Annotated in this window: 16 protein-coding genes; 9 read left to right on the top strand and 7 right to left on the bottom strand. The window is 62.3% G+C overall.

What is annotated here, in order from left to right; translation table 11 throughout:
- Nucleotides 1-138: 138 nt before the first annotated feature.
- Genes DS839_RS27390 through DS839_RS27380 form a run of 3 tightly spaced genes read right to left on the bottom strand, consistent with a single transcriptional unit; the run spans nt 139 to nt 3,036 of the window.
- Nucleotides 139-1,401, bottom strand: coding sequence for a M24 family metallopeptidase (locus DS839_RS27390; RefSeq protein WP_119273682.1), 1,263 nt, complete (start codon nt 1,399-1,401; stop codon nt 139-141).
- Between the two features lie 10 nt (nt 1,402-1,411).
- Nucleotides 1,412-2,329, bottom strand: a complete 918-nt coding sequence (locus DS839_RS27385; protein ID WP_119273681.1) for a Gfo/Idh/MocA family oxidoreductase — start codon at nt 2,327-2,329, stop codon at nt 1,412-1,414.
- Nucleotides 2,329-3,036, bottom strand: coding sequence for a DUF1194 domain-containing protein (locus DS839_RS27380; protein WP_119273680.1), 708 nt, complete (start codon nt 3,034-3,036; stop codon nt 2,329-2,331). Before DS839_RS27380 ends, DS839_RS27385 begins: the two co-directional genes overlap by 1 nt.
- Before the next feature lie 200 nt (nt 3,037-3,236).
- Between DS839_RS27380 and DS839_RS27375 the strand changes: the two genes are divergently transcribed.
- Both DS839_RS27375 and moaA read left to right on the top strand, forming a co-directional pair.
- Nucleotides 3,237-3,836: a HupE/UreJ family protein gene (locus tag DS839_RS27375; RefSeq protein ID WP_368911949.1), complete on the top strand. Its 600-nt coding sequence runs from the start codon at nt 3,237-3,239 to the stop codon at nt 3,834-3,836.
- 44 nt (nt 3,837-3,880) lie between these two features.
- A complete protein-coding gene (moaA, locus tag DS839_RS27370) occupies nt 3,881-4,912 on the top strand; it encodes a GTP 3',8-cyclase MoaA (RefSeq protein ID WP_119273679.1) in 1,032 nt (343 codons plus the stop codon).
- Nucleotides 4,913-5,004: 92 nt separating this feature from the next.
- On the opposite strand, the gene DS839_RS27365 is transcribed toward moaA, so the two are convergent.
- From DS839_RS27365 to DS839_RS27350, 4 genes are all read right to left on the bottom strand, one after another.
- The gene (locus DS839_RS27365) at nt 5,005-5,421 is read right to left on the bottom strand and encodes a c-type cytochrome (protein WP_368911948.1); all 417 of its coding nucleotides are present in this window, start codon (nt 5,419-5,421) and stop codon (nt 5,005-5,007) included.
- 20 nt (nt 5,422-5,441) lie between these two features.
- Nucleotides 5,442-6,305: a WD40/YVTN/BNR-like repeat-containing protein gene (locus tag DS839_RS27360; RefSeq protein ID WP_119273677.1), complete on the bottom strand. Its 864-nt coding sequence runs from the start codon at nt 6,303-6,305 to the stop codon at nt 5,442-5,444.
- Nucleotides 6,306-6,325: 20 nt separating this feature from the next.
- Nucleotides 6,326-6,883: a hypothetical protein gene (locus DS839_RS27355; RefSeq protein ID WP_119273676.1), complete on the bottom strand. Its 558-nt coding sequence runs from the start codon at nt 6,881-6,883 to the stop codon at nt 6,326-6,328.
- A 104-nt stretch (nt 6,884-6,987) separates the two neighbouring features.
- Complete coding sequence (locus DS839_RS27350; protein ID WP_119273675.1) at nt 6,988-7,407, bottom strand: hypothetical protein; 420 nt, start codon at nt 7,405-7,407, stop codon at nt 6,988-6,990.
- Nucleotides 7,408-7,474: 67 nt separating this feature from the next.
- On the opposite strand from DS839_RS27350, the gene DS839_RS27345 reads away from it, so the two are divergent.
- The 7 genes from DS839_RS27345 (at nt 7,475) to DS839_RS27315 (ending at nt 11,736) form a co-directional block, all read left to right on the top strand.
- Nucleotides 7,475-7,756: a hypothetical protein gene (locus DS839_RS27345; RefSeq protein ID WP_119273674.1), complete on the top strand. Its 282-nt coding sequence runs from the start codon at nt 7,475-7,477 to the stop codon at nt 7,754-7,756.
- 77 nt (nt 7,757-7,833) lie between these two features.
- Nucleotides 7,834-8,163 carry a CopM family metallochaperone gene (copM, locus tag DS839_RS27340; protein ID WP_119273673.1) on the top strand — a complete coding sequence of 110 codons (330 nt, stop codon included), beginning with the start codon at nt 7,834-7,836 and terminating at the stop codon, nt 8,161-8,163.
- Between the two features lie 78 nt (nt 8,164-8,241).
- Nucleotides 8,242-8,718: a DUF305 domain-containing protein gene (locus DS839_RS27335; protein ID WP_119273672.1), complete on the top strand. Its 477-nt coding sequence runs from the start codon at nt 8,242-8,244 to the stop codon at nt 8,716-8,718.
- Nucleotides 8,719-8,796: 78 nt separating this feature from the next.
- Complete coding sequence (locus DS839_RS27330) at nt 8,797-9,075, top strand: metal-sensing transcriptional repressor (RefSeq protein WP_119273671.1); 279 nt, start codon at nt 8,797-8,799, stop codon at nt 9,073-9,075.
- 6 nt (nt 9,076-9,081) lie between these two features.
- Entirely contained in the window at nt 9,082-9,903 is an 822-nt protein-coding gene (locus DS839_RS27325) for a nickel/cobalt efflux transporter (RefSeq protein ID WP_119273670.1), read from the top strand.
- A 74-nt stretch (nt 9,904-9,977) separates the two neighbouring features.
- Entirely contained in the window at nt 9,978-10,295 is a 318-nt protein-coding gene (locus tag DS839_RS27320; protein WP_119273669.1) for an ArsR/SmtB family transcription factor, read from the top strand.
- A 55-nt stretch (nt 10,296-10,350) separates the two neighbouring features.
- On the top strand, nt 10,351-11,736 hold the full coding sequence (locus tag DS839_RS27315; RefSeq protein ID WP_119273668.1) for an NAD(P)-binding domain-containing protein: 1,386 nt from the start codon (nt 10,351-10,353) through the stop codon (nt 11,734-11,736).
- The last annotated feature ends 1 nt before the right edge of the window (nt 11,737 follow it).

Genomic DNA, 11,737 nt, shown 5'->3' with positions numbered 1-11,737 from the left:
GCTCAACATTAATCGATTCAAGGCTGATCTCCATTTTTCAGCCTTGAATCAATTTTCTGCTGATTTGGGAATCCCCTGATTGTAAACAGGCCCTAGTGAGCCTCGAAGAGCCGATCAAGCGTCAAACAGGTTCACCTGTCACACCCAGTCCTCGAAGGGGAAATTGTCGAGCCGCTTCGTCCCCGTGTCGGTGACGACGACCTGGATCTCGAGCTTCACCGTCTCGCCCGAGCGCTTCGAGCCGGTGCAGCTTTCGACGCACAGGCACATGCCGGGCTCGAACACGCCGTCATAGCCCTTGCCCCGGTCCATATCGACATGCGTCGGGACTGAAGGATATTCATCACACAGGCCGACGCCATGCAGCGCCACGCCATAGCGGTTCTCGTGATATTCCTCAGGGATGCGCAGCGACTTCTCGTTGAACTCGCGGAAGCTCATGCCGGGCTTGATGATCGACCAGTTGTGCATGATCTGCTCGAGCGCGAAGGCATAGATCTCCTTCTGGGTCGGCTTCGGCTTGACGAGACCGATGGTCCAGGAGCGCGAGAGGTCGGCGCAATAGCCGTAAGGGCCGATGAGATCGGTGTCGAAGGAGAGCATGTCACCTTCCTTGCCGACATGGGCGGAGCACTCCTTGAACCAGGGGAAGGTGCGCTCGCCGATGGCCAGGAGCCGCGTCTCGATCCATTCGCCGCCATTGCGGATGTTCTCGTAATGGAGCTCGGCCCAGATCTCGTTCTCGGACTTGCCGGCAATCGAATTCTCGCGCATACGCCACATGCCGGCCTCGGTGACCTTGATCGTCCAGTCCATCATCTCGAGCTCGTCCGGCGACTTGATCATGCGCGCCGTTTCGGTCAGCTCCTGGCCCTCGACCAGGGTGATGCCGCGCTCGCGCAAGAGATCGACGCCCAGAGGCTCCATCTTGTCGACGGCAAGCCGCATATTGCCGCCGCCATGCTGGCGCACGAGGCCTGCGATCTCGTCCGCCCACTTCCTGGCGCTTGCCTCGAGATTGGGGCCGCTCGAGAAATAGAACCAGCCGATGCACGGGCGCACCTCGTCCACCATGGGCAGGCCTTCGGCCAGATGCATGGCCTGCGCATATTCGAAGCAGATCGTCGGGCCATCGGCGCAGATCAGCGCATAGCGCGAGGCATTATGCATGGTCCAGATCTGCATGTCGGAGCAGTCGGTCGCATAGCGGATATTGAGCGGGTCGTAGACGAGCAACGCCGCGCAATCATGCTCGATGAGCTTCTGCTTGATGCGGCCATGGCGATAGGCCCTGACGCGGGCGAGCGTCTCGGGCCTGATCGGATCCTTCAGCGGCTTGCTGCCGGCGTCGAAATTGAGATAAGCGGGCTTGCGCGGATCGCTGAAGACTTTCACATCCATTTTCTTTTTCTCAGCTCAGATTTTGCCAGACGAACAAGGCGGTGAAGAGATCGAGATGAGCGCCGCCGCCATTCTTGTAGAGCGTGATGTCCTCAGGTTTGCGGTTCACGTCATACCCATCGCGGCAGAGCTCGAATAGATCGGCTTCGATATCTTGGCGTCGAATGATGCCGCGCCGCAAGGGGTCAGCCAGATCACCAGGCTGATCGATGGCGAACCAGCGGCTGTCGACAAAGAGGCGGGCTCGCTTCACCGCCTCATCGTCGGCCTCGCGCATCTCGGGCGTGAAGGCGCCGACGAGGTCGAGATGGGCGCCGGGCTTGAGCCAGGCCCCCTTGACCACGGGAGACGTCGCCGCGGTGGCGCAGCTCACGATGTCGGCTTCCCGCACCGCCGTCTCCAGATCATCGGCGACCTCGGCCTTGAGCCTCGCGGCCAGTTTCTCGGCCTTGGCGCGGTCGCGGTTCCAGATCAGGACCCGATCGATCGTGGGCCTCAGAGCCCGATGCGCATCGATGAGATAGGGCGAAAGCGCCCCGGCCCCGACCATGACCAGGCTGCGGGAATCGGGCTTCGACAGGAGCCGCGACCCCAAAGCGGAATCGGCCGCCGTCTTGCGGTAGGTGAGTGCCGTCCCGTCGAGGACGGCCAGCGGCTCGCCGTTCCTGCCGTCGAACAGCGGATAGAGCGCCTGCACCGACGGCAACTCCCGATTGCCGGGAAATACGGTGACGACCTTGGTGCCCATGGCGATGCCGGGTTGCCAGGCGGGCAGGTTGAAATAGGTCTCGCGCTCGCCCCTCCGCTCGGCATGGAGCTCGGAACGGTCAACCTTGGGCTCAGGCCCCTGATGCGCCTTAAAAAGCGCATCGCAGAGCTTCGTCCAAACGCAGATGCGATGGACGTCGTCAGAGGGTATGAAACGCATCAGGAGATTCCGGGCCCGGTTATTTCGCGCAGGAGCTTCTTATAGATCGCCTCGGCATAGGCGGAATAGTCGTCCGCCGGGATGACGAAATTGCCCTGGCCGCCGACGACATTCTCCTCGAAATATTTGTCGAGCGTCGGCCATTCGTTGAGGATGGTCAGCGCATTGATGGTGATGCCCATCTTCACCACCTTGTTGCGCGACAGCGCCACCGGCGGGCCGATATTGTTGCGCCCGTCCGAGGATATGTCGATTACCCGGCGCGGCGAGGCGGGCGCGTCGTTGAACAGGCTCGCGGCATATTCGATCGCCATCGAGATCGAGGTGCCGCCTTCGGCGAGGCGGCGCGGAATTTCCATGAGCGCCGCTCCCAGGCGGTCGGCATCCTTGTCGGTGGCGATGATCGTCCAGGGCACGATCACCATCTGATTGGCTTCGTCCGACCATTGCATGGCGACGACGGCGATGCGGCCGTTCGGCCCCTTGGCGATCGCTTCCTTGACTTCGGGATGCATGAAGGCCTGGCCCAGGCCCTGCATCTGCAGGCGGAACTCGTTGGCATCGACGCTGAAGGAACAGTCGATGGCGAGGACGAGGGTCATGTCGACCTCGCCCGTCTGGGCAACGAGCGGAGCACGGTCGGAAGCACTTGCCAAAGTGAGACCGAACAGCAGGCAGAGAAAGGCCAGCACACCTCGCTTGGGCATGGAACCTCGATTCGCGGCCAATGCCTTATACGCAATCTTATGGCTTCGGTGACCTGTAGGTAAAGCTGCAAAGCGCAGACAGAGTTTCGCCGCTGACAAGGTCGGATTTATGGCCGTGACGTCGCGATTGTCGCCTTGCGCCCCCGGCAAACTGGCGTAGATTGCCGGTTCCCGTCCGGACACGCAAAAAAGAGAGAAAAATGATGAGACTGCCGCGCCTCGTTTTGTCGAGCCTTGCTTTCGCGACCCTTCCCACCGCCGCTTTTGCCCATACGGGTGTCGGCGACACGAGCGGTTTCGTCCATGGCTTCATGCATCCGGTCGGCGGGCTCGATCACGTCCTCGCCATGGTGGCGGTCGGCCTCCTGGCGGCGCGCCTCGGCGGCCGGGCCTTGTGGCTGGTTCCCCTCTCTTTCGTCACCATGATGATCCTGGGCGGCGTGGCCGGCGCCAGCGGCTACGGCATGCCCTTCGTCGAATTGGGCATTTCAGGGTCGATCCTGGTGCTGGGCTTCGTCATCGCCCTCGGCCGCCAGCTTCCGACCGGCCTCGCCATGGCGCTGGTCGGTTTCTTCGGCATTTTCCATGGCCATGCCCATGGCACCGAAATGCCGGTCGATGCCCAGGGCTTCGCCTATGGGGCGGGCTTCGTGCTGGCCACCGCCCTCCTCCATGCGGCAGGCTTGGCGCTCGGCCTCGGCGCCGACCGTCTGGCGGGCGCCTGGAGCGCCAAGGCCAGCCGGGTTGCCGGGGGCGCCATGGCCGCGGCCGGCGCCGGCATCATGGCCGGCATTTTCTAGCCGGGCTTGACGTTCGGCCCTCAAAGTCCGACATCTGGAGCGTTATGAATACTCCGATATCGCGCCCCATTTCCGCTGGCCCCGCCCTGGTCGACCCCTTCGGCCGACATGTGACCTATTTGCGGGTCTCGGTGACGGACCGCTGCGACTTCCGTTGCGTCTACTGCATGGCGGAAGACATGACCTTCCTGCCCAAGAAGGACCTCCTGACGCTCGAGGAACTCGAGCGGGTCTCGGAGGCCTTCATCGCGCGCGGCGTGCGCAAGATCAGGCTCACCGGCGGCGAGCCCCTGGTGCGGCGCAATGTCATGTCGCTGATCGAAAGTCTGGGCCGGCATGTGAAATCGGGCGGGCTCGACGAGCTCACCCTCACCACCAATGGCAGCCAACTCGCCCGCTTTGCGGCACAGCTCCATGACCATGGGGTGCGGCGCATCAATGTCTCGGTCGACACGCTGGACGAGCAGAAGTTCCGCACCATCACCCGCTGGGGCGACCTTAAGAAGGTGAAAGAAGGCATCGCCGCCGCCCAGAAGGCCGGGCTTGCCATCAAGATCAATGCGGTGGCGCTCAAGGGCGTCAATGACGACGAGATCCCAGAGATGATCCGCTGGGCGCATGGCGAGAGCATGGACCTGACGCTCATCGAGACCATGCCCTTGGGCGACATCGACGGCGACCGCACTGAGCAATATCTGCCGCTGTCGGTGCTGCGTGCCGGTCTCATGGACCAGTTCACGCTGGAAGACATCCCCTACAAGACCGGCGGCCCTGCCCGCTATATGCAGGTCAAGGAGACGGGCGGACGTCTGGGCTTCATCACGCCCCTCACCCATAATTTCTGCGAGAGCTGCAACCGCGTGCGCCTCACTTGCACCGGCACGCTCTTCATGTGCCTCGGCCAGGAAGACGCCGCCGACCTCCGCGCACCTTTACGCGCCTCGGAAGGCAACGAGCTTCTCGATGCGGCGATCGACGAAGCGATCTCGCGCAAGCCCAAGGGTCATGACTTCATCATCGACCGGCGCCACAACAAGCCGGCGCTGTCGCGCCATATGAGCGTCACTGGCGGGTAGACAAGGCTCTGAGCCGATCGCTCGCGGCTCCGCAAATACAGGGAAGATTCAGGGTAAATCCTGAAAAATGAGAGCCCGGACGCCTGCAAATTTCAAGGATTGCTCTGAGCCGTGATGCGCTCTTGATACTCCCGCTCGCGCTCCGGCCATGTGCTCTTGATGAAGGCGATGATCGCCGCGATCTCGGCATCGCTCACCACCTTGGCAAAGGCCGGCATATCGCTTTCATAGTCCTCTCCCGCATAGGGCTTGAGCCCGTTCTTGGTGATGCCGACCAGGACATGGTCCGGGTGATGCCATGTATGGCCGGACGCATCATGCGGCGGCGCCGGAAGCCGGCCACTCGGCAAACGTGTCTGCCAGTCGGGTTGGCCTTCGAGATTCCGGCCGTGGCAGCGGGCGCAATGGATGGAATAGAGGGACCGCCCGAGGGCGATCCCTTTTTCGTCAACCACCTTGCCCACGGCAGTCAAGCCAAGGGCGACGAACCCCATGACGAGGGTGGCCATTGTCAGCGCGCATAGACGCATCAATCCGCAGCTTTGCCGAAGGGCCGCCACGATTTTCCGCCGTCATGGCTTTCAAGAACGTCATTCGTCTGGGTCGTCAAAGCGAGGTGCTGCTCGTTTGTGCCGTCGATCGCCAGATGAAGCGGGATGGCTTCGCCAAAATCGTTCGAGAGCACCTCCCATTCGCCGGCGCTATCCTCGACGGTTTTCATCAGGCCCTTGCCGAGCACGAAGGCAAAGACGGACTTGCCTGGACCGGCTTTGACCGTGCTCACCACCGCACCGTCGAAGGCCAGCGGCACCCAGGACGCGCCCGAATCTTCCGACTTGTGAAGTCCGCTGCGGGTCGCCGCATAGAGATGCCCGGTCTTTGCGGATGACGCCGCGAGCGCGATGAGATCGGCCGGCGGATTGCCGGCGATCGCCCAGGTCGCGCCCCCGTCGCGGCTGACCTGGATCTGTCCATAGGCGCCATAGATCGTCCGTGGATCGACGAGGCTCACATCCATCTGGTGGAAGTCGACCGGACCGTCGACGCCCGGGGAAAGCTGCTTCCAGTTGGCGCCGCCATCGATGGATCGCAGAAAGCCCGAATTACCGCCGGCGGCCGGATGTCCGCTGGCATAATAGCTCATCGCCTGGAGGGGGTCCGGCGAGAAGCCCATGAAATCCTGGACCGGCGAAACCCTAATCGCCGTTCCATCCTTGTCCACGGCATAGACGCCGTGATGCGAGGCCAGCAGCAATATCGCCGAGCCTGAGCGGACAAAGGCGATGCCATGATAGTGCGTGTGCTGTGCAAGCTCGGCGAGCGTTTCCGCTCTAGCGGTCCCGACAATGCTTGCGCAGGCGACAGCGGCTGCGATCAAAAACTTGAATGGCATGAGGAGAACTCCTGAAGATTTCAGTGAATGTGATCTTTGCCGCCGCAACCGTCGGACAGGTCCCACACCCTGGCGAGCTTCGGGCCATCGAAACCATGGTCGCGGACGAGCAGCTTGCCGAGACCCCCATAGACATGCCAGCGCCAGCACTGGCAGCAGCACGGTCCCTTCTCCGATGCGATGGTCATCGCCTGATCATAGGCCTCCTGCTGCTTGGGCTTGAGCGCGATGCCATAGGCCCCGAGAAGGCGCTTCGCGAGTCCCGCTTCGATGTCATAGGGATCGGGTGGAATCTCGGCGATGGCCGCATGAGTCTTGAGGCCCGCGATCTGCTCGCGATAGCGATGCAGGTCCATCGGGCCACAGCATGAGCCCTGGAGGCGGGCGTTATCCGAGAGCGACGGAATCGAGTCGAGGAATGCCTGCGAACAGTTCGAGTTGCCGTTCTCTTTGAGAAACTCGAATCGCATCGAAAGCGGTTCTGCGACAACGCTGGTGGGAATGCCGAAGAGGGGGATGGACAGACAAAAGCGCAGCATGTCGCGACGCGTCGTGATTGCGGGAGTGAAGTCAGTCATGCTGACGTCTCCTTGAAAAGCCGATTGAAAGAGGGATGAGCTGCCGGTCGTGAAGCTGGCGGCCGCTCGGCTCCGCCCCGTGGCGGATATGTATCCGGCCAAGCTTACCCGGGAGAGACCGGCGGCGCCGTATGCCACTCGGCTGGATGCCTTGCTGTGCCGAGGATGTAGCGGACTGGCTCGGTCACGAAGACGTGAATATAGTCCACTTCACTTGCCATCATCTGGCAACTCACTTGCGTACAAGCCGCCAAGGCCATGTCGGCCTTGGGACACATCTCGCAATCCATGGTATGCGACGGGGAAGCGGCGACAGGGCCTTCCGCCATCGATCCAACCACCTGCGTCACGGCTGAAAACGGCGAGACGATCGCCAGAACCATGGCGAGCACTGCCACGGCCACGAAGATGTGAACTGAACGCATGCTACGCTTGGACATGTTGTTCCTGTCGATCCGACCTTGGCAATTCCGGACGGCGCGGACAAGTGCAATTTTCGTCGCTTGCGCGACCTTGACGATCATGGCGGATGAGCTTCAAACTGCGCGCACCATGACAGAGCGATTTGGCGCATTTTTGCGAGTATTGGGATTGGCCATTCTGCTCCTTTTCCTTGCCGTGCCGCTTTCCTGGACCTCGCTGACGGCCAGTCATGCCGCCGGCCTCGCCATGAGCATCGATCTCGAGCCCTGTTCCGGACAAGACAAATCGATCGCGGGCGAACAGTGCTGCTTCGTCTGCCCGCCTGTCCTATTTGCACTCCCTGAACGCGGCGGCGAGCCGAGCCCGCTTATTTCCGCCACCTCCCTGCCCGCGCCTGAACGGGCGCAAGGCACCGATCCCGAGCCTTTGCGACGGCCGCCGCGCAGCTAGCTCTCGATCGACCTTTTCGGAACCTAATCCCAGAAATCACATTGCCGCTCAGGCGTGCAATCTCAAGGAGTCTTGTCATGACCCTCAAGCTCATGAAGCTGATCGCCATCTCCTGTCTCATTGTCGGCGCAAGCGCCGTCACCGCCCAGGACACCGGCTATCGGAATGAAATGGAGATGGCCCACAAGAAGATGATGGAAGACATGATGGCGATGAAATCCACCGGCGATCCCGACAAGGATTTCGTCATGATGATGATCCCGCATCACCAGGGCGCCATCGACATGGCGGAGGTGGAGCTCAAATACGGCAGGGACCCGGCGCTGAAGAAGATGGCACAGAAGATCATCGACGCCCAGCAAAAGGAAATCGACGAATTCAAGAAATGGGAAGGCGCGCATCACTAGCTGCTCGCCGGTCACCGGCCTCACGCGCGAGCGTGGGGCCGATCCCATCATTCTCTGTTTTCCGCCAGGAATTGATCCATGACCCACGACCACCAGCATGCCAAGCACCACGGTCATCCCTATCTGCGTCTCGTCGCGATGTTGGTCCTCTCCTTCATCGCCATGTACGTCCTGATGTACGCCATGGTCGACAAGCTTGAAGATGCGCGCGCGAACTGGAATCAGGCCTATATGGCGGCCTTGATGACCGCGCCGATGATCGTGATCGAGCTCCTGCTCATGAGCGCCATGTACAAAAGACGTGGGCTCAACCTCGCGATCATCGGTTTGAGCGTGCTCCTGCTGACGCTCGCCTGGTTCGCGATCCGCAACCAATGGGGTATATCGGACCGGCAGTTCCTCCTCTCCATGATCCCGCATCATTCGGGTGCCATTCTCATGTGCCGGGAAGCGTCCTTGACGGACATCGAGATCAAGAACCTCTGCAACACGATCATGGTCGGCCAGCAGGCCGAGATCGACCAGATGAACGCCAAACTGGGCTCGGCAAACTAGGTCCCCGCAATATCGGGCGGGCTGATTGCATTCCGCCCCTTCATGCTATATCCTATGGGGGAGGATAGGATATAATCAATGAGCGAGAAGGCCGTACACCGATCCCACCCGGCGATCATCAAGCGCCTCAAGCGCGCCGAAGGTCACCTGCGCAGCATCGTGGAGATGATGGAAGAGGCACGCCCCTGCCTCGAGCTCGCGCAACAGCTTTCGGCGGTCGAGAGCGCGATCCGGCAAGCGAAGAAGACCCTGATCGAGGATCACCTCGATCATTGCCTGGAGGAGACCGTCGGCCCCCTCCCCCGGGAGCGCCGCAAGTCGATCGACGAGTTCAAGGCGATCGCTAAATATCTGTGAGCCGTGATGCCGTCATTCGCCGAACTCCTCCAGCAAAGCTCGGCGCATGCCTGGCTGTTCATACCGAGCGCCATACTGCTCGGCGTCCTGCACGGCCTGGAGCCGGGCCATTCGAAGACGATGATGGCCGCCTTCATCGTCGCCATCAGGGGCACTGTCGGTCAGTCCGTCCTGCTTGGCCTCGCCGCCACCGTCTCCCATACGATTGTCGTCTGGGGAATTGCCCTTGCCGGCATGTATGTCTGGCAAGGATTGGATGCCGAGGCCGTCGAACCCTATTTCCAGATGGCCTCCGCCGTCGTGATCGTCGGCATCGCCCTCTGGATGATGTGGCGCATCTGGAAAGACCAGGCGCATGACCGTCATCGCCATGACCATCACCACGGGCATCCGCATGATCACCATCACGCGCATGGCCACAATGAGGAAGAGGCGCTCCAGAACATCACCGGGGAAAGCGCGCATGAGCTGGCGCATGCCCAGGATATCGAGCGCAGGTTCTCCAACAGCACCGTGACGACCGGCCAGATCGTGATGTTCGGCTTGACCGGCGGCCTCATCCCTTGCCCGGCGGCGATAACCGTCCTGCTGCTATGCCTGCAGCTGAAGGCCTTCGCGCTCGGCAGCGTGCTGGTCCTCTGCTTCTCGATCGGCCTCGCCATCACCCTCGTCGCGGTCGGCGCCGCCGCCGCGCTGAGCGTCGGCCATGCCTCGCGGCGATGGACATGGTTTGCGACGATGGCCCAGCGCGCGCCCTATCTCTCCAGCCTCCTGATGATCCTGGTCGGCCTCTATATGGGCCTCCATGGCTGGTCGTCCCTGGCGTGATGTTCTGATCGCTATTTCGATAATACTAGAAACATCGATTGACTGCCTGTCCAAGAGGCGTTACATCTGCAGCCATGAAACTCGACGACGCCGCCACCCAGCTCGAGGCTTTGGGCAATCCGACCCGCCTCACCATCTACCGCACCCTCGTGCGCGTGGGGGAAAGCGGCCTGCCGGTCGGGCAATTGCAGGCGCGGCTCGGCGTCGCCGCCTCGACGCTCTCGCATCACTTGCAGAAGCTGATGCAGGTCGACCTCGTCACCCAGGAGCGGCAATCGACGACGCTCATCTGCCGGGCGAACTATCCGGTCATGCAGGCGCTCGTCGGCTTCCTCACCGAGGAATGCTGCTTCGAGGAAAAGGAGAAATCCTGCCGGCCCACCGCCGCCTAGTTTTTTTTTGCCTTTGTACTTCGAAGTTTCTAGAAATTTGGAGATTGATGTCGCCATGAGCCAGCCTCTCCCCATCGCCATCATCGGCGCCGGCCCCATTGGTCTTGCCGCCGCGGCCCATCTGAGCGCGCGCGGCGAACGGTTCCGCCTGTTCGAGAAGGCTCCGGTCGTCGCCGCAAACTTGCGCGATTGGGGCCATGTGCGGCTGTTCTCGGTGTGGGAGCAATGTATGGACGAGGCGGCTGTGGCCCTCCTCGAGCGCAATGGCTGGATGTCGCCGCCCTTGAACCGGCTGCCGCTCGGGCGTGACCTGGTCCAAGACTATCTCGAGCCCCTGGCGGCGACGCCGGAGCTCGCCCCCTTCATCGAAACCAATACCAGCGTGATCCACATTTCGCGCCAGGGCCTCGACCGCATGACCACGCGCGAGCGTGACGCCCGGCCCTTCGCCCTCACGATCCGCGATGCGGCCGGCAATGTGAGCGAGGTTCTCGCCCGCGCCGTCATCGACACGTCGGGCACCTGGCAGACTCCCAATCCCTTGGGCGCCCATGGCTGGCCGATCGAGGGCGAGGCGGAATTCGCCGACCGGATCGCCTATGGCATTCCCGATATTTCGGGCGCCGCCCGCGAGAACTATGCGGGCCTCCGCACCCTCGTCCTCGGCAGCGGCCATTCCGCCGCCAATGCGCTCATCGATCTCGCCAATGTCGCCGAAGAGGAACCCGCGACCACCATGACCTGGGCGGTGCGCGGCAACTCGCTCGCCAAGATCTTCGGCGGCGGTGCGGCAGATCAGCTTCCTGCCCGCGGCGCGCTCGGCGAAAGGCTGCGCGGCCTCGTCGAGGAGAAGCGGCTGGCAATCGAAATGACCTTTGCCGCGCAGCGGCTGCGGATGAACGGCAATGGCGTCCTGGTCGACGGCCTGACGCCTGAGGGCAAGCGCACCATCGGTCCCTTCGACCGCATCGTCGCGGCGACCGGCCAGCGTCCGGACTTCGCCTTCGCGCGCGAAATCCAGCTCGATCTCGATCCGGTCGTCGAAAGCAGCCGCACGCTCGGTCCTCTGATCGATCCCAATCTTCATTCCTGCGGAACGGTGCCGCCGCATGGCTGGCGCGAGCTCAGCCACACCGAGCCGCAATTCTTCGTCGCCGGCATCAAGAGCTATGGCCGGGCGCCGACCTTCCTGCTGCTGACCGGCTATGAGCAGGTGCGCTCGATCGCCGCCCATCTCGCGGGCGATGAAGCGGCAGCCAATGACGTGCGCCTCGTCCTGCCCGAAACCGGTGTCTGCAATGCAACGCTGGAGGATGTGGCTCCGGGCGGCCTGTGCTGCGAAGGTGCTGCGCCGGAAGCGCAGGAGCCCTGCTGCGCAAGACCGGCCGAGGCGCAGGTGACGGCCTGCTGCGGCGAAAAATCGAAGAGCGCCTGCTGCTGAA

Source organism: Taklimakanibacter deserti, assembly GCA_003574785.1.
The sequence above is the reverse complement of the archived record's forward strand: the minus strand, read 5'-3'. Positions and strand labels throughout refer to the sequence as shown.